We start from the raw sequence: 17,220 nt of genomic DNA on the forward strand, positions 1-17,220 counted from the left end.
CAAGCGGTCAGCGAAGGAGCCATACTCACATGTCAACCGAAGTCACCCTCCCAGCTCTGGGCGAATCCGTCACGGAAGGCACCATTTCACGCTGGTTGAAGGCGGTCGGAGACACTGTCGAGGCCGACGAGCCCTTGCTCGAGGTCTCTACCGACAAGGTCGACACCGAGATTCCCAGCCCCGTTGCGGGCACCCTGCTCGAGATCCGGTTCAACGAGGACGACGTGGCCGAGGTCGGCGCCGTGCTCGCGGTGATCGGTGACGCGGGAGAGTCCGCCGGAGGCGCGGCTCCCACTGAGGTCTCGATCGAGGCCGAAGAGGCGGCCGCCACCGCGGCATCCGACGCCACCGAGGCGGAGGTCGAGCCTGCACCGGCTCCCGCCCCGCTCCCGAGGCGGCGCCCGAGGCGGCCCCTGCCGCGCCCGCGCCGTCGGGCCAGGCGCAGGGCGTCGAGGTGACGCTTCCCGCGCTCGGCGAGTCCGTCACGGAGGGCACCATCAGCCGCTGGCTGAAGGAGGTCGGCGACACCGTCGAGGCCGACGAGCCGCTGCTCGAGGTCTCGACCGACAAGGTCGACACCGAGATCCCCTCCCCGGCCGCAGGAACGCTGCTCGAGATCCGCTTCAAGGAGGACGACGTCGCAGAGGTCGGCGCCGTGCTTGCGGTGGTCGGCGACGCGGCCCAGGCCCCTGCCGCCGAACCCGAGCCCGCTGCTCCCGCCCCCGCGCCCGCCGCTCCCGCCCCGAGCCCGTTGCTGCCGCGCCCGCCCCGGCGTCCGAGAAGGCCCACTCCTCCGCCGTCGAGGACGCCGTCGCGCGCCGCGCGGCTGAGGCCTCAGGCGACGGAACCTACGTCACCCCGCTGGTGCGCAAGCTCGCAAAGGAACACGGCGTCGACCTGACCTCGGTCAAGGGCACCGGCGTCGGCGGCCGCATCCGCAAGCAGGACGTCATCGAGGCGGCCGAGGCTGCCAAGAAGGCCCCCGCCGCCGCACCTGCCGCAGCCGCTCCGGCCGCTGCCGCCACCGCCGCTCCCGCGGCAAAGGCCCCGTCGGCCGATGCCCAGGCCGTGCGCGGCACGACCGAGAAGCTCACCAGGCTCCGCAAGACCATCGCCGCGCGCATGGTCGAGTCGCTGCAGGTCTCGGCCCAGCTCACCGCGACCGTCGAGGTCGACGTCACCGCCATCAGCCACATCCGGGCGCAGGCCAAGGACGACTTCAAGAAGCGCGAGGGCGCATCCCTGTCGTACCTGCCCTTCATCACGATGGCTGCGGTCGAGGCGCTGAAGCAGTTCCCGATCGTCAACGCGACCATCGACACCGAGGCGGGCACCGTCACCTACGCCGACGCCGAGAACATCGGCATCGCCGTCGACACCGAGAAGGGCCTGCTCGTCCCGGTGATCCGGAGCGCTGGCGACCTGAACCTCGCGGGCCTCGCCAAGAAGATCGGCGACCTGGCCGCCCGGACGCGCACCAACAAGGTCGCGCCGGACGAGCTCTCGGGTGGCACGTTCACCATCACCAACTACGGCTCGGCGGGCACGCTGTTCGACACGCCGATCATCAACCAGCCGCAGGTGGCGATCCTGGGCACGGGCGCGCTCGTCAAGCGTCCCGTGGTCGTCGAGGACCGCTTCGGCACCGAGTCCATCGCGATCCGGCACATGATGTACCTCTCGATGAGCTACGACCACCGCCTGATCGACGGCGCCCTCGCCGCCCGCTTCCTCTCCGTGGTCAAGGAGCGCCTGGAGGAGGGCGACTTCGGGAGCGAACTCGGCCTCTGACACCGGCTCAAGGCGGCCCCGCGGGATGATCCCGCGGGGCCGTTTCGCGTCTCAGTCGGGCCCCTGGTGCGCGGACGACCACGCCGCATCTGCTTTGATGTGGCCGTGATCGTCGGCATGGGCACCATCGTCAACGTGTCCACCGTCGTGGTGGGTGCGCTGCTCGGCATCGCGCTCGGCAACAAGATCCCCGGCCGCACCAAGGACACCGTCACCGCCGTGCTCGGCATGTTCACCATGGTGCTCGGCGGCTTCTCGGTGGTGGCCATGAACTCGGCGCCGCTGACCGAGGCCGTCGGCTCCTTCGCGATGATCGTGGTGCTCGCCTCGCTGCTGGTCGGGGCGCTGCTGGGCTCGTGGCTGCGGATCGAGGACCGGCTGGAGCAGGCGGCCGCCTGGCTCCGGGGACGCTTCACCGAGACAGGGGACGCGGCCCGCTTCGTCGACGGGTTCGTCACCTCGACTCTCCTGTTCTGCGTCGGCCCCCTCGCGATCCTCGGGTCGATCTCCGACGGGTTGGGGCGCGGGGCGGAGCAGCTCTACGTGAAGGCGATCCTGGACGGTTTCGCCGCGATGGCGTTCGCGTCGACGCTCGGCTGGGGCGTACTCGCCTCAGCGGCCGCTGTCGGCCTGATCCAGGGCGCGCTGACGCTGCTCGGCTACTTCGCGGGCGACGTGCTGAGCGCCGCACAGATCGACGCGCTCACCGCCGCCGGCGGCGTGATCCTGATCGGCCTGGGCCTTCGCCTGCTCAACCTCAAGCAGATCCCCGTCGGCGACCTGCTCCCCGCGCTGGTGCTGGCGCCCGCGCTCGTCCCGCTCGCCGCGCTCGCCCTCTGAGCCGCGTTACCATCGGGAGCGTGCTGAGCTTCGAGTACCGCGGCCTGGGCGAGGTCGCCTCCCTCTCCGACTACCAGGAGACGTGGGACTACCAGCGCGTCGTGCACGCCGCAGTCGCCGACGGGGCGCGGGCCGACCACGCGATCTACGTCGAGCACTCCCCCGTCTACACCGCAGGAAGGCGCACCAAGGAGTCCGACTACCCCAAGGACGGGACGCCCGTGATCCCCGTCGACCGCGGCGGAGAGATCACCTATCACGGCCCTGGCCAGCTGGTCGGCTACCCGATCATCCACCTGGTCGACGGGGTCGGCGTCGTCGACTACGTGCGGGCCCTCGAAACGGCGATCATCGGGCTGCTTGGCGGCTACGGCATCGCGTCGGGCCGGGTGGAGGGGCGCACCGGGGTGTGGCTCGAGGCCTCCGCAGCGCGACCGGAGCGCAAGATCTGCGCCATCGGCGTCCGGGTGGCGCGCCGCACCACCATGCACGGCTTCGCGCTCAACGTGCAGAGCTCAGCGGAGCGCTTCGGAAACATCGTCCCGTGCGGCATCTCTGACGCCGGCGTCACCTCCATCGTCGAGGAACTGCCTGGCCAGTGGAGCGTGGCAGGGGTCGCGCGCGACCTCGAGCCGTACCTCCGCGACGCGCTCGCCCCGCTGCGCTCGCACGCCGCCACCCTCGCCGGGTAGGGGCCACGCCGGTCAATGGGTAGACTCGCTCGCGTGACAGCAGTGCAGCCCGACGGAAGACGCCTCCTGCGCGTCGAAGCAAAGAACGCCCAGACGCCGATCGAGCGCAAACCGAGCTGGATCAAGACCACCGCCAAGATGGGTCCCAACTACAAGGACCTGCAGCAGATCGTCACGACCGGCGACCTGCACACGGTGTGCCAGGAGGCGGGCTGCCCCAACATCTACGAATGCTGGGAGGACAGGGAGTCGACCTTCCTGATCGGCGGCGACAAGTGCACGAGGCGCTGCGACTTCTGCCAGATCGAGTCGGCCAAGCCCGACGGCTACGACCCCGCCGAGCCGCTGCGGGTCGCCGCCTCCGTGAAGAAGATGGGGCTGCGCTACGCCACCATCACCGGCGTGTGCCGCGACGACCTCGAGGACGAGGGCGCCTGGCTGTACGCCGAGACCATCCGCCAGATCCACGCCGTCAACCCCGGCGTCGGCGTCGAGATGCTCGCCCCCGACTTCTCGGGCAAGCCAGAACTGCTGCAACAGCTCTTCGACACCCGCCCCGAGGTTTTCGCGCACAACGTCGAGACCGTGCCGCGCATCTTCAAGCGGATCCGCCCCGGCTTCCGTTACGCGCGCTCGCTCGAGGTGCTGACCATGTCCCGCGAGGCTGGCCTGGTCACCAAGTCGAACCTGATCCTCGGCATGGGCGAGACCCGCGAGGAGATCTCCGAGGCCCTGCAGGACCTGCACGACGCGGGCGCCGAGATCATCACCATCACGCAGTACCTACGCCCCAACGCGACCCTGCACCCCATCGACCGCTGGGTGACTCCAGAGGAGTTCGATGAGCTGGACCAGGAGGCGCGCGAGATCGGATATTCTGGCGTGCTGTCCGGCCCGCTCGTTCGATCCTCGTATCGCGCGGGGCGGTTGTACCGCACGGCGATGGACGCCCGTAAGAAGAAGAAGTAAGAGAAACTAGCGACATGGCAAAGTCCGAACGCGCCAAGGCCCTCGAAGCGAAGCAGAAGGCCGAAGCGCAGGCGCTCAAGGAGCGCAAGAAGAACTCCACCGACCCCTCCGACTGGGGCCGCTGGCGCCAGATGCTCGAGACCTACAAGGTCACGGCGAAGTACGACAAGGCGCTGCCCTGGCTGATGCTCGGGGCCTTCGTGATCCCGTTCGCCCTGGTGCTGACGCTCGGCCTGGTCTTTGCGGGCACCGGTGCGCTGCAGATCGTGATGTGGGTCGTGCTCGCGCTGTCGGTCGGCTTCCTCGGCGCGATGGCGATCTTCGCCTGGCGCGCCCGCAACGCCGTCTACAAGCGCTTCGAGGGGCAGGCCGGATCCGGCGAGGTCGCGCTGCAGATGCTGCCGAAGAAGTGGACGAGCGACCCCGTGATCGCCGTCACCAAGAACATGGACGTCGTGCACCGCACGATCGGCCCCACCGGCCTGATCCTGATCGGCGAGGGCGAGCCCGGCCGCCTGCGCCCGCTGCTGGCCAGCGAGAAGCGCAAGCACGAGCAGGTCGCCTACGGCGTCGACGTCAAGGTGATCCAGATGGGCGACAAGTCGGGGCAGGTCCCGCTCGACAAGCTCGCCTCCCACATCAAGAAGCTTCCGAAGGCCCTCACCGACGACAAGATCTCCGAGGTGAAGCAGCGACTCCGCGCGCTCGACGCGATGCGGCCCAAGGCGCCGATCCCCAAGGGTCCCATCAACGCCAAGGGCGCCCGCGCCGCCATGCGCGGCCGCTGATCCGTGGCGAACCTCGTCAACCTCGAGTCCGTCACGCACGGGTTCGGGACCAGGATCCTGCTCGATGACGTGTCGCTCGGGCTCGGCTCGGGCGACGTCATCGGCGTGGTCGGCCGCAACGGCGACGGCAAGACCACGCTGCTGCGCGTCCTGACCGGTGACCTCGTCCCCGACCAGGGGCGCGTCACGATCGCCAACAACGCCTCCATCGGGGTCCTCACGCAGACCACCGTCGGCGACGACGCCCAGAGTGTGCGCGACTGGATCGTCGACGGCGAACCCGACCACGTCTGGGCCTCTGACTCGGACAAGCGCGGCGTCGTGGAGGCGCTGCTTCCCGACCTCGACCTGGACCGCACCCTCGACACGCTCTCCGGCGGCGAGCGTCGCCGCGTCGGGCTCGTCGCGGTGTTGCTGGGCCACCACGACCTGATCGTGCTCGACGAGCCGACCAACCATCTGGACGTGGAGGCCATCGCCTTCCTGGCCGAGTACCTGCAGGGCCGGATCCGGGCAGGGCTCGCGATGCTGGTCGTCTCGCACGACCGGTGGTTCCTCGATGCGGTCTGCAACCGGATCTGGGAGGTCCACGACGGGGTCGTCGACGCCTACGACGGCGGATACGCGGCCTATGTGCTCGCCCGCGTCGAGCGGCAGCGGCAGGCCGCCTCCAACGAGGCGCGGCGCAGGAACCTGGCCCGCAAGGAACTCGCCTGGCTCCGACGCGGCGCCCCGGCACGCACCTCGAAGCCGAAGTTCCGCATCGACGCCGCCAACGTGCTGATCGCCGACGAGCCGGATCCGCGCGACAAGCTCGCGCTGCAGCAGTTCTCCGTGACCCGCCTCGGCAAGGACGTCTTCGACCTGGAGGACGTCGACTACGCCATCCCCGGCCGGGTGCTGCTCGACCGGCTGACGTGGTCGATCGGCCCCGGCGACCGGATCGGCCTCGTCGGCGTCAACGGTGCGGGCAAGACGACGCTGCTCGACCTGCTCGCGGACGAACGCGAACCTGACAGCGGCACCCTCAAGCGGGGCAAGACGCTGCGGCTCGGCTACCTGTCGCAGACCGTCGGCGAACTCGACGACGGCGACCGGGTCCTCGACTCCGTCAAGCGGCTCCGGGAGGAGACGAAGCTCGCGACCGGGCGCGACGCCAGCGCGTCGTCCCTGCTCGAGGAGTTCGGCTTCACAGGAGACAAGCTGGTCGCCCGGATCGGCGACCTGTCGGGCGGCGAGCGGCGCCGACTGCAGTTCCTGCGGCTGCTGCTGACCGAGCCGAACGTGCTGATCCTCGACGAGCCGACCAACGACCTCGACATCGACACGCTCACGATCATCGAGGACTACCTCGACGGCTGGCCTGGCACGCTGATCGTGGTCAGCCACGACCGCTACTTCCTGGAGCGGATCACCGACTACACCCACGCGCTGCTCGGCGACGGGTCGGTCGCGCTGCTGCCGGGCGGCGTCGACGAGTACCTGGCGCGCCGCGCGGACGCCAAGCGCGGCCGGTCCGCGCCCGCCGCGGTCGCGGAGGCCCCACGCTCAGACGCGGCGGCAGATCGGCAGCGCAAGAAGGACCTCGCCCGGATCGAGGGCCAACTCGACAAGGTGGCAAAGGAGATCGACCGACTGCACGCCGCGATGGCAACGGCCGCCTCCGACTTCGAGAGGCTCGCCACCCTGGACGGGCAGTTGCGCGACGCCGAGACCCGCCATGGCGACCTGGAAGAGGCCTGGCTCGAGGCGGCCGAGTAGGGCGTGGCTGGCATCGGCTACGAGAAGGGCAGAAGGCGGCGCTCCGAGTTGCTTGAGGCAGCCTTCTCGCGTTTCGCGACCCTCGGCTACCGCAACGCGACCCTCGCCCAGATCGCCGCGGACTGCGGCGTGTCCCGGATGGGCCTCGCGCACCACTTCCGCACCAAGGAGGCGCTGCTGCTCGCCGTGCTTGAGGAGCGCGACCGGGTCAACGGCCGGGACTTCTTCGTCGGGAGCGACCCCTCCGTCGAGCCGCTTGACTACCTGGACCGGTTCGCTCGCCTGATCGACGACAACGCCGCCGTGCCCGGGCTGATCAACCTGTACGCGGTGCTGTCCGCCGAGTCGGCCACCGACCCCGACCATCCGGCGCACGGCTACTTCCGCGACCGCTACCGGCGGATCCGCGGCCACATCGACGCCGCGTTCGCGGCGCTCAAGGCCGACGGAACCATCGACGCCCGGGTCGACGTCGACAACGCCGGGGCGGCCATGATGGGGCTGATCGACGGGCTGCAGGTGCAGTGGCTGCTCGAACCGGACGCCGTCGACATCGGCGCCCAACTGCGGCGTTGGTACCGTCAGGGCTTCGGGCTCGACCTAGCCTGACGCCTCCGCCACGCGAGCAGGCCGACCGCGAGCAGGCACGACCCCACCTCCCCCGCGGGCAGCGCAAGCCAGATCCCCATCGGCGCGACCCCGGTGAGCGCGAGCACCAGCGGCACCTTGACGAGCAGGATCGACCCGAGCGAGATCAGGTAGGAGCCGCGCGCCTGCCCGAGCGCCTGCAGATAGCCGGACACCAACGGCGCGATGCCCGCCACGAGGAACCCGACGGCCACCACCCGCAGCGCCGCCACCGCCTGCGCGTGCGCCGGCCCAGGCGCCAGGAACGCCCCCGCGAGCGGGCCCGCCGCCAGGAACACGGCGGCGGCGATCAGCGTCCCGTACCCGAGGCTCGCACCGATGGAGAGCCGCAGCGTCCGCGTGACCCGGGCGCCGTCCGAGCGTCCGACGTTGAACCCGATGATCGGCTGGGCCGCCTGCGTGAGCCCGATCTGCGGGGTCATCACGAACGTCTGGACCCGGCTGACGACGGCGAACGCGGCCAGCGCGACGGCCCCGACCAGGGCGAGGCGCTGGTTGATGAGCGCCGTCAGCAAGGTCGCGCCGAAGCCTGCCAGGAAGCTGGGCGCGCCGATCCCCACCACCTCGGAGACCGTGCGGAGTCGCAGCCTCAGGTGCGGGAGCCCGACCCGGTAGGGGCGGTCCCGCATCAGGAAGAAGAACCGGAACGCCAGCGCCGCCGAGACGGCCTGCCCGGCGACGGTGCCAAGAGCGGCACCCGCCGTGCCGAGGTGGAACACGAAGATCAGGAGCGGGTCGAGCAGGATCTGCACCACGAGCGGCACGATCCACAGCAGCATCGAGTACGCGAGCCTGCCCTCCGCCCGGACGATGGCGGAGAACCCGGTGGCGAAGATCGCGCCCGCGAGGATGATGGCGCCGTAGGAGCGGGCGTAGCCGAGCGTCTCGCCGGTGGCGCCGAGCGCGATCAGCAGCGGATCGAGGGCCAGCAGTCCGACGACGGTCGAGCAGATCGCGACCAGCCAGAACAGCGCGATGGCGTTGCCCGCCGCGGCGGCCGCGCGATCGGGTCGGCCGGCACCCAGCGCCCGCGACACCAGCGATGCGCCACCGACGCCGACGGTGGTGGACACCGCGCCGATGATGAGCAGCAGCGGCGCCGCGAGGTTCACGGCCGCGAGCGCCGTCTCCCCCACGCCCCACGCCACGAACCAGGCGTTGGTCAGCGCGTACACGCCGTACAGCCCCACCGACGCCGTCGTCTGGAGCGACATCGTCCACAGCAGCCGCCCGACCGGGGCCGTCCCGAGCGTCTCCGCGCTCTCCGCCGCGCGGGACGGCCCCATCTACCTGGTGTGCCCGAGTTCGGCCATCAACTGGTCGAGGCACTCCCGGGCCAGGTTGTAGGTGCTCATGTCGACGTGGCCCCGGTACGAGGTCTCGACGGCCATCACGGTGGCCAGCGCGATCGAGTAGAGCCGACGACGGGCCCGCTCGGACGGCGTGAGGCCCGCCATGCCGTAGCCCTGCATGAACGGCTCGGCCTCGTCGAAGCCCTCCAGGTCGATGCTGGTGAGGCCCGCCTCCATGATCGGATCGCCGTAGATGGCCCGCTCGTGGTCGACGATCCCGACGATCCGCCCGTCGCGCAGCATCGAGTTCTTGCCCCACAGGTCGACCTCGATGAGCCGCGGTTCGGTGACGTCGTCCAGCACGTCCGCGTGGTCGGCGACGACGGCGCGCAACTGGTCGGGGTGCCAGCCCAGGTCGATGCCGACGGCCTCGCCGTCGCGCAGCATGTCCTCGAACATCGCGCCGAACGCCTCGCGCCAGGTGCCGAAGCCCTCGCCTAGTAGCGGCCCGAAGTGGGGCCCGACGATCTGGTTGATCTCGCGGTTCAGCCGGCCGAGGTCGCGGAAGCCCGCCTCGATCTCCGCGCGGGTCAGCCTGCCCTCTGCCGCGGCGATGCCGAAGTTGTCGGCGTCGATGAAGTCCATGAAGAAGTAGTCGGCGTCGAGGATCTCGTGCGACAGGTCGGCGTAGAGCACCGCTGGCACCGGCACGTCGGTCTGCTCGATCACCAGTCGCATCGCCTCGAGTTCGGCGCGCATCATGTCGTGTTCCCTGGTCAGGACCGCCACGCCCGCGGGGGGCGCGATCTTCAGGGCGACCGGGGTGCCGTCGCCCAGATCGATCCGGTAGGCGGCGTTGAACCAGCCATGGGTGAACTCGTGCGCGAAGCCGTCGTCCTGCGGCACCTGGTCGGCCCCGAAGGCGCGCTCGATCATGCGGCGCAACTGGGCGTCGTCCTGGCTGTTCTTGGTGATGCTGTGCATGGGGCTCCGTCGATGTCCATGCGCGACGCCCGTGGTCGCGACAGCACAGCCTAGCAAATACCGTCACCCCCGACGGTATTGATCGTGGGTCAGCGTCGCCTGCTGCCTCCGTGCATCATCGCCAGCAGAAGACCGGTGGCGCGGCGGCCGTACGGAGGGTAGGCCATCGCTGCGGAGTCGGGGCTGAGCGGCTTGTCGAGCACCGGCCTGTCGTGACTGAACGTCGCGAACGAGAACTCGCCGTGATAGGCCCCCATGCCGCTGTTGCCGACGCCACCGAAGGGCAGTTCCGGCACGCCGAGGTGGGCCGCCGGGATGCCGAAGTTCAACGCCCCGGACCGGGTGCCGACGAGGAATCCGCGCCTGACCCGCCTGCTGTCGCTGAAGACGTAGAGCGCCAGCGGGTCGGGGCGGGCCGCGATGAAGTCGATGGCGGCCCGGGGGGAGTCGACGTGGACGATCGGCAGGATCGGGCCGAAGATCTCCTCGCGCATCAGGGGCGAGTCGGGATCGGCGTCGTCGATCACCGTCGGGGCGAGTTGGCGCGTTCCCTCCAGCACCTCGCCGCCGAAGGCGGGTCGCTGCCCGTCGAGCAGCGACTCGAGGCGCTTCAGGTGGCGGGGCGTGACGATCCGGCCGTAGTCCGGGCTCGCCGCCGGCTCCGCGCCGTACATCTCCGCGACGGCAGCACGCAGCAGCGGCACCAGGGCGGCCGCGACCTTTGGCGTGGTGAGCACGTAGTCGGGGGCGACGCAGGTCTGGCCGGCGTTGAGCAGTTTGCCCCACATGATGCGGCGCGCCGCGACGGCCAGGTCGACCGTCGCGTCGACGTAGACGGGCGACTTGCCGCCGAGTTCGAGGGTGACGGGTGTGAGCGTCTTCGCGGCGGCCTCTGCGACGATCCTGCCGACCGGCTCCGAGCCTGTGAAGAAGATGTGGTCGAAGCGCTCGCGCAGCAGCGCCGTTGTCGCCTCGGGGCCGCCCTCGACGACCGCCACGGCCGCCGGGTCGACGTAGCGGGGCAGCAGTTCGGCGACCAGGGCGCTGGTGGCCGACGCGATCTCGCTGGGCTTGACGACCGCGACGTTGCCCGCGGCGAGCGCGCCGACGAGCGGGGCGAGCAGCAGTTGGAGGGGGTAGTTCCAGGGCCCGATGATCAGGACGACGCCCAGCGGTTGCGGCACGATCCTGGCTCGGGCGGGCGCCATGAACAGCGGAAGCCGCGCGCGCCTTGGTCGCATCCAGCGCCGTAGGTGCCGCAGCGTGTGGTCGATCTCCGAGATGACGATCCCCGTCTCGGTGATCACGACCTCGGCCGGCGCCTTGCCGAGGTCGGCGGCGAGCGCCCGCTCAATCCGCCCCTGGTTCTCGGTGAGCATCCGGCGAAGCGCCCTCAACTGCGCCCGCCGCCAGTGGCGACCCCGCGTGATCCCGGTGTCGAAGTGCTCGCGCAGCGCCGCGGTCACGTCCTTCATGTCGACGCCCCCTCTCCCCTCTTCACCGGCCGGGCGAGGCCGGCGACGATCCTGGCAGCCGCCTTGACGACCCGTTCCGCGGTCTCGTCGTCGCGGGTGACGAGCCAACCGAGCGTCAACCCGTCGGTGAGCGACAGCAGCAGCGCCGCGACGGTGTCGATGGGTTCGCTCCACCGTTGCCTGGTGTGCCGCGCCGCCAGTTCGAGCCCGACCCGGGCGATCCTCGCGTACTGCTCGTACTGGCGCCTGGCCAGTTCCGGCCGCTCGCGCAGCGCGTACTGCGTCAACTCCAGCATCGCCTGTTCGTGGGCGGGGTCGGTGCGCAGATGGTCGAGGTAGCCCATCAGCCCGTCGGTCAGCAGATCCACCATCGACCCGGCGACCGGGTCGGGCAGGATCGCCAACTCCTCGCTGGCGATCACCTCCGGGATGAGTTGCTCGATGAGTTCGTCGCGCGACTCGAAGGCGTAATGGAAGCTCGCGAGCGACATGCCCGCTTCGGTGACGATGGCCCTGGTGGAGGCCCCCGCCAGGCCGCGCGACGCGACCACCCGGAGCGCAGCGGCGATCAGCGCCCTGCGTCGTTCCTCGACCGGTATCCGCCCCATCGGCCCCTCCTGGCTGCGCGTGGCACCCACCGGACGGGTTCTGCAAGGGTTGTGGAAAAGTGCTTGCTCACCGGTGAGCCGCCTCCTACACTACCCGGAAGTGGGACAACTGACCCACATTGATCCAGACGAGGCGGACGAAGCGGTCCGTACCCGGGAGACGACGATGCTGCACCACCCCACCCCTGACGCCAAGGCGCTCGGCGCGAGCCTTCCGCCAGGCTTCCTGATCGGCACCGCGACCGCCTCCGCCCAGATCGAGGGCGCCACGACGCAGGGCCGACGCAGCCCGAGCGTGTGGGACGACTTCAGCAGCCAACCGGGACGCATCGCCGACGCGAGCACCACCGCCGTGACCGCCGATCACTACCACCGGCTCTCCGAAGACGTCGCCCTGATGTCCGACCTGGGCGTCGACGCCTACCGGTTCTCGCTCGGCTGGACCCGCCTGCAGCCTCACGGCAGCGGCCCCCTCGACGCGGAGGGGATCGCCTTCTACGACCGCCTGCTCGACGAACTGCTCGCCGCCGGCATCTCGCCGTTCGTGACGATCTCCCACTGGGACCTCCCCGTCGAATACGCCAACGGCTGGCTCGACCGGGACACGGCCTCCCGGCTGGGCGAGTTCGCAGGCCTGGTCGGCGAGCGTTTCGGCGACCGCGTCGACGGCTGGATCACCATCAACGAGCCCGCGACGGTGACGCTCAACGGCTACGCGCTCGGGCTGCACGCCCCAGGCCAGGCGCTGCTCTTCGACGCCCTCCCCACCGTGCACCACCAGTTGCTCGGCCACGGCCTGTCGGTCCAGGCGCTGCGCGCCGCTGGCGTGCGCGGCGGCATCGGCATCACCAACGTGCACTCCCCCGTGGTGCCCGCCGGAGGCACCGAAGAGGACGCCCTGATGGCCGGCCTGTTCGACGTCGTGCACAACCGGGTCTTCGCTGATCCGGTGCTGCTGGGCCACTACCCGCAGGTCCCCGAGGACCTGGCCGGGATGTTCGGCGCCTTCGCCGAGGTGCCCACCGAGGATCTCGCCGTCATCTCGCAACCGCTCGACTTCTACGGCCTGAACTACTACATGCCGACGCTCGTCGCGGCGGGAGCCGGAACCGGCGTCAGCCCGGACGGCACCAGCGAGGCGATGTCGGAACTGCCCTTCCGCCTCGAGGCCTTCGAGGGGTACCCGACCACCGGCTTCGGATGGCCCATCGCGCCCGAATTCTTCGCCACCGCCCTCGCGGAGGTCCGCGACCGCTACGGCGACGCGCTGCCCCCGGTCTACATCACCGAGAACGGCGCCAGCTTCGACGACCGCCCCGGCCCCGACGGCCAGGTCGACGACGCCGGGCGGGTCGGCTACCTCGCCGACCACCTGTCGACGGCGCTCGAGGCAGTCGCGCCCGGCGGCGTCGCGGAGGGGATCGACCTGCGCGGCTTCTTCGTCTGGTCGCTGATGGACAACTGGGAGTGGGCGGCAGGCTTCACGCAGCGCTTCGGCATCGTGCACGTCGACTTCGAGACAGGCACGCGCACCCCCAAGTCGTCGTACACGTGGCTCCGCGAGGCGCTGACGGCGCGCGGACGGGCCTGACATGAGCGTCGAGGCGGGCACCGAACTGGACCCGCTGCACCGCGAACCCGTCAGCAAGGTGTGGCTGCTGCTGTTCGCGCTCGCCTGGTTCGGGTTCTGGCTGCTGATCATGCTGCCCGGCCAGTTCCTGATCGTGAAACTCGCAAGCGTGATCAACCCGGCGGACAAGGTCGCCATCGGATCGTTCCTGATCTTCGAGATGGCCGCGATCATCGTGATCGGCGTGCCCGTGATCGGCTGGCTGTGCGACCGGACCCGCACCCGCTTCGGCAGGCGCAGGACCTGGGCGTTGGCGGGCGTGATCGTCGCGACGATCCCGTTCGCCTTCGTCGGGCACCAGAGCACCTGGCAGGGCGCCGCCCTGCTGCTCGGCGTCGTGGCGCTCGGCGAGTCGGCGCTGCTTGTGTCGCTGTCGGCCGTGATCGCCGACCGGGTCCCAGAGGCGCAGCGCGGGCGCGCGTCCGCCGCCATGGGGCTGCCCCAGGTGATCGCGCTCGCGCTCGGCATGGTGATCGTGACGATGCTTGTCACCGACGTCGGGCAGAGTTGGATGCTGCTGGCCGTGATGGCGCTCGTCTCGACGCTGCCCTTCCTGTTCGCCTACCCCGACGCCTCCCCCGCTGCGCCGGAGCGCAGGCCGGGCGCGTTCCGGTGGCGGCCCTCAGCGCTGCACGGCTACCGCGACCTCGGCTGGGCGGGGCTGTCGCGGGTGCTGGTCAACGCGGGCAACCTCGTCGGCACCACCTACCTGCTGTACTTCCTCTCCGACGAGTTGAAGGTGGCCGACCCGGACACGTCCCTGCTCGTCCTGACGCTTGTCTACCTGGTCGGCTGCGCCGTCGCGACGTGGGCTGGCGGCGTGCTGACCGACCGGTGGCGCGCCCGCAAGGTGCTGGTGGCGGTGTGCGCGGGCCTGCAGGCGCTCGCGGCCCTGATCCTGGCGCTCGTCCCGTCGTGGAGCGCAAGCATCGTCGCGGCGGTGCTGCTCGGCGTCGGCTACGGCGCCTTCCTCTCGGTTGACCAGGCCCTTCTGACCGACGTGCTGCCCGACCCGGAGACGCGCGCCCGCGACCTCGGCGTGGTCAACTCGGCACAGCACCTCCCGATCGCCCCGGTGGTCGGCTGGGCCGTGCTGTCCATTGCGGGGTACTCCGAGTTGTACCTCGTGGCCGCTGCCATCATGGCGTTGGGCGGCTTCGCCGTCTTCCGCATCAGGTCGGTGCGATGAGGAGGCTTCGATGACTGCAGCGGCTCCGTGGACGCGCTTGTCGGCGGCGACCGCCGACCTGGATCCACCGTTCGCGGTGCTCGACCGTGCGGCGTTCGAGGCCAACGCGGCCGACCTGCTGCGCCGCTCGGGAGGGCTGCCGATCCGGGTCGCCAGCAAGTCGCTGCGGGTCCGCTCCGTGATCGAATCGCTGCTGGCCCGACCCGGCTTCCGCGGGGTGCTCGCCTACACGCTGCCGGAGGCGCTCTGGCTCTCCGCGACCTGCCCCGACGTGGTGGTCGGCTACCCCACCGCCGACCGGGGGGCATCGCGGCGCTCACCGCGTCCGAATCTTCGGCGGCCGAGATCACGCTGATGGTCGACGACGCCGCACAACTCGACCTGATCGACGCCGTGACGCCACCCGCGGCCCGCCCCTCCATCCGGGTCTGCCTTGAACTGGACGCCTCGTGGCAGGCCCCGCCCCCGCTCGGCAGGCTCGGCGTGTGGCGTTCCCCGCTGCGCACGCCCGGGCAGGTCCGGGCACTTGCCGAGGAGGTCGCACGCCGGCCCGGCTTCACCCTGGTGGGCCTGATGGCCTACGAGGCGCAGATCGCGGGCGTCGCCGACCGCGTCCCCGGACGCCGCGCCATGAACGCGCTCGTCGGATGGATGAAGCCCCGCTCCGGCGCCGAACTGGCGGCCCGCAGGGCCGAGACGGTGGCGTCCGTGTCCCAGGTCGCCGACCTCGCCTTCGTCAACGGCGGCGGCTCCGGCTCGGTCGAGTCGACGGCCCGCGACGGCTCCGTCACGGAGATCGCGGCAGGCAGCGCCCTGTTCGCCGGCCACTACTTCGACTCCTACGCCTCCTTCTCCCCCGCGCCCGCCACCGGCTTCGCGCTCTCGGTGGTCCGCAAGCCGCGGCCCGACTGCGCGACGGTGCTCGGCGGCGGCTGGATCGCGTCCGGGCCGCCCGGGCCCGACCGCGTGCCCCGCGTCGTGTCGCCCGAGGGGCTGCGGATGGTGCCGCGCGAGATGGCGGGCGAGGTCCAGACCCCGTTGGAGGGGCCGGCCGCCAGGTCGCTGCGCGTCGGCGACCGGGTGTGGTTCAGGCACGCCAAGTCGGGCGAACTGAGCGAACACGTCGACGAGTTCGCGGTCGTGGACGGGTCGTCCGTCGTCGACCGGATTCCCACCTACCGCGGCGAGGGGAAGGCCTTCCTATGAGCAACACCGTGTGGCGCAACTGGTCACGCACCTATGAGGTCACGCCCGTCCGGCTGGCGAGCCCCACATCCCTGCAGGACCTGGTCTCGGCGGTGCAGGCGGCCATCACCGAGGGCCTGCACGTCAAGGCCGTCGGCGCCGGGCACAGCTTCAGCCCGATCGCGGAGGCGGCAGGCCTGCAGGTCAACCTCGACCGGATGAGCGGGCTGCTGTCGATCGACAAGGCGAGGCGGCAGGTCACCCTGGGCGCGGGCACCAGGCTGCACCAGATCCCCGCGCTGCTCGCCCCCCACGGCCTCGCCATGGAGAACCTCGGCGACATCGACACCCAGTCGATCGCGGGCGCCATCTCGACCGGCACGCACGGCACCGGGGCGGGGTTCCGGGGCATCGCCGCGCAGGTGGTGGGGGCGGTGCTCGTGACGGGCACCGGCGACGTGCTGCGGGTCAACGCAGAGCACAACGCGCACCTGTTGCCCGCGGTGGCGCTCGGCCTTGGGGCGCTCGGGATCCTCGCCGAGGTCACCATCGCGTGCGTCGACGCCTTCGACCTGACGGCGGTCGAACGCCCCGAGCCGATCGAGGCCGTGCTGGAGAACCTTCCCGAGCGCGCAGCAGAGGCCGACCACTTCGAGTTCTTCTGGTTCCCGCACACCGAAACGGCCCTGACGAAGGTCAACACCCGGCGCCCCTCGGGAGAGGAGCGCTCCCCGTTGTCGAGGGCGAGGCGCTGGTTCGACGACGACCTGCTCTCCAACGACGTCTTCCGCGCCACCTGCGCCGTCGGCAGGGCGGTGCCCGCCGTCGTGCCGCTGATCAACCGCGCCGTCGGGCACCTGACGGGGCACCGCAGCTTCTCGGACGCCTCCACCAACGTCTTCACGACCCACCGCAACGTGCGCTTCACCGAGATGGAGTACGCCATCCCCGCAGAACAGGCCGCCGACGCCTTCCGCGAGGTGCGCCGCGCGATCGAGCGCAACGGGTGGCGGATCTCGTTCCCCGTCGAGGTGCGGTTCGCGGCGGCCGACGACCTGTGGCTGTCGACGGCGCACGGCAGGGCGACCGCCTATGTCGCGGTGCACCGCGTGGTCGGCGAGGACGCGGGAGACTATTTCCGCACCGTCGAGTCGATCATGCGGGCCCGCGGCGGAAGGCCACACTGGGGCAAGATGCATTGGCGTTCGGCGGCCGACCTGGCCCCGTCGTACCCCCGCTTCGAGGACTTCCGGGCGCTTCGCGCGGGACTCGACCCGCAGGGCATCTTCTCCAACAACTACCTCACGCGAGTGCTGGGCTGACCCGCCGCGACACGTAGACACCCGGTGTATACGCCGGGTGTATAGT

General features: G+C 70.8%; 16 protein-coding genes and 1 pseudogene. 13 read left to right on the forward strand and 4 right to left on the reverse strand.

Annotation, left to right across the window (positions count from 1 at the left end):
• The first annotated feature begins 29 nt into the window (after positions 1-29).
• From BW730_RS20350 to BW730_RS08365, 8 genes and pseudogenes are all read left to right on the forward strand, one after another.
• Positions 30-458: a biotin/lipoyl-containing protein gene (locus tag BW730_RS20350; RefSeq protein WP_077685836.1), complete on the forward strand. Its 429-nt coding sequence runs from the start codon at positions 30-32 to the stop codon at positions 456-458.
• Positions 455-1,791: pseudogene (sucB, locus tag BW730_RS08335) on the forward strand (2-oxoglutarate dehydrogenase, E2 component, dihydrolipoamide succinyltransferase). The gene BW730_RS20350 and the pseudogene sucB overlap by 4 nt, the downstream one beginning before the upstream one ends.
• A gap of 105 nt (positions 1,792-1,896) precedes the next feature.
• A complete protein-coding gene (locus BW730_RS08340) occupies positions 1,897-2,631 on the forward strand; it encodes a DUF554 domain-containing protein (protein ID WP_145952782.1) in 735 nt (244 codons plus the stop codon).
• A 20-nt stretch (positions 2,632-2,651) separates the two neighbouring features.
• On the forward strand, positions 2,652-3,323 hold the full coding sequence (gene lipB, locus BW730_RS08345; RefSeq protein ID WP_226997155.1) for a lipoyl(octanoyl) transferase LipB: 672 nt from the start codon (positions 2,652-2,654) through the stop codon (positions 3,321-3,323).
• 33 nt (positions 3,324-3,356) lie between these two features.
• A complete protein-coding gene (gene lipA / locus BW730_RS08350; RefSeq protein ID WP_418082039.1) occupies positions 3,357-4,292 on the forward strand; it encodes a lipoyl synthase in 936 nt (311 codons plus the stop codon).
• Positions 4,293-4,306: 14 nt separating this feature from the next.
• Entirely contained in the window at positions 4,307-5,080 is a 774-nt protein-coding gene (locus BW730_RS08355) for a DUF4191 domain-containing protein (RefSeq protein ID WP_077685838.1), read from the forward strand.
• A gap of 3 nt (positions 5,081-5,083) precedes the next feature.
• Positions 5,084-6,841 carry an ABC-F family ATP-binding cassette domain-containing protein gene (locus BW730_RS08360; RefSeq protein WP_077685839.1) on the forward strand — a complete coding sequence of 586 codons (1,758 nt, stop codon included), beginning with the start codon at positions 5,084-5,086 and terminating at the stop codon, positions 6,839-6,841.
• Between the two features lie 3 nt (positions 6,842-6,844).
• The gene (locus tag BW730_RS08365; RefSeq protein ID WP_077685840.1) at positions 6,845-7,450 is read left to right on the forward strand and encodes a TetR/AcrR family transcriptional regulator; all 606 of its coding nucleotides are present in this window, start codon (positions 6,845-6,847) and stop codon (positions 7,448-7,450) included.
• Here the strand turns inward: BW730_RS08365 and BW730_RS08370 are convergent.
• The 4 genes from BW730_RS08370 to BW730_RS08385 all read right to left on the reverse strand — a co-directional run bounded on the left by BW730_RS08370 (position 7,423) and on the right by BW730_RS08385 (position 11,848).
• Entirely contained in the window at positions 7,423-8,775 is a 1,353-nt protein-coding gene (locus tag BW730_RS08370) for an MATE family efflux transporter (RefSeq protein ID WP_077685841.1), read from the reverse strand. The genes BW730_RS08365 and BW730_RS08370 overlap by 28 nt on opposite strands.
• Positions 8,776-9,765, reverse strand: a complete 990-nt coding sequence (locus BW730_RS08375; RefSeq protein ID WP_077685842.1) for a phosphotransferase family protein — start codon at positions 9,763-9,765, stop codon at positions 8,776-8,778.
• Between the two features lie 89 nt (positions 9,766-9,854).
• Positions 9,855-11,240: an aldehyde dehydrogenase family protein gene (locus tag BW730_RS08380; protein WP_077685843.1), complete on the reverse strand. Its 1,386-nt coding sequence runs from the start codon at positions 11,238-11,240 to the stop codon at positions 9,855-9,857.
• On the reverse strand, positions 11,237-11,848 hold the full coding sequence (locus BW730_RS08385; RefSeq protein ID WP_077685844.1) for a TetR/AcrR family transcriptional regulator: 612 nt from the start codon (positions 11,846-11,848) through the stop codon (positions 11,237-11,239). The genes BW730_RS08380 and BW730_RS08385 overlap by 4 nt, the downstream gene beginning before the upstream one ends.
• A 100-nt stretch (positions 11,849-11,948) precedes the next feature.
• Between BW730_RS08385 and BW730_RS08390 the strand changes: the two genes are divergently transcribed.
• From BW730_RS08390 to BW730_RS08405, 5 genes are read left to right on the forward strand one after another with little or no spacing between them, the layout of a single operon-like run.
• Positions 11,949-13,439 carry a glycoside hydrolase family 1 protein gene (locus tag BW730_RS08390; protein ID WP_226997156.1) on the forward strand — a complete coding sequence of 497 codons (1,491 nt, stop codon included), beginning with the start codon at positions 11,949-11,951 and terminating at the stop codon, positions 13,437-13,439.
• 1 nt (position 13,440) lies between these two features.
• A complete protein-coding gene (locus BW730_RS08395) occupies positions 13,441-14,667 on the forward strand; it encodes an MFS transporter (protein ID WP_077685846.1) in 1,227 nt (408 codons plus the stop codon).
• Between the two features lie 10 nt (positions 14,668-14,677).
• Positions 14,678-15,022 (forward strand): type III PLP-dependent enzyme domain-containing protein, encoded by a 345-nt coding sequence (locus BW730_RS19250; protein WP_226997260.1) that lies wholly within the window; start codon positions 14,678-14,680, stop codon positions 15,020-15,022.
• Positions 15,022-15,873: a type III PLP-dependent enzyme domain-containing protein gene (locus BW730_RS08400; protein WP_237268004.1), complete on the forward strand. Its 852-nt coding sequence runs from the start codon at positions 15,022-15,024 to the stop codon at positions 15,871-15,873. Before BW730_RS19250 ends, BW730_RS08400 begins: the two co-directional genes overlap by 1 nt.
• The gene (locus BW730_RS08405) at positions 15,870-17,174 is read left to right on the forward strand and encodes a D-arabinono-1,4-lactone oxidase (protein ID WP_077685847.1); all 1,305 of its coding nucleotides are present in this window, start codon (positions 15,870-15,872) and stop codon (positions 17,172-17,174) included. Before BW730_RS08400 ends, BW730_RS08405 begins: the two co-directional genes overlap by 4 nt.
• Positions 17,175-17,220 lie beyond the last annotated feature (46 nt).

It is taken from the genome of Tessaracoccus aquimaris (genome assembly GCF_001997345.1).
Classification (GTDB): Bacteria; Actinomycetota; Actinomycetes; order Propionibacteriales; family Propionibacteriaceae; genus Arachnia; species Arachnia aquimaris.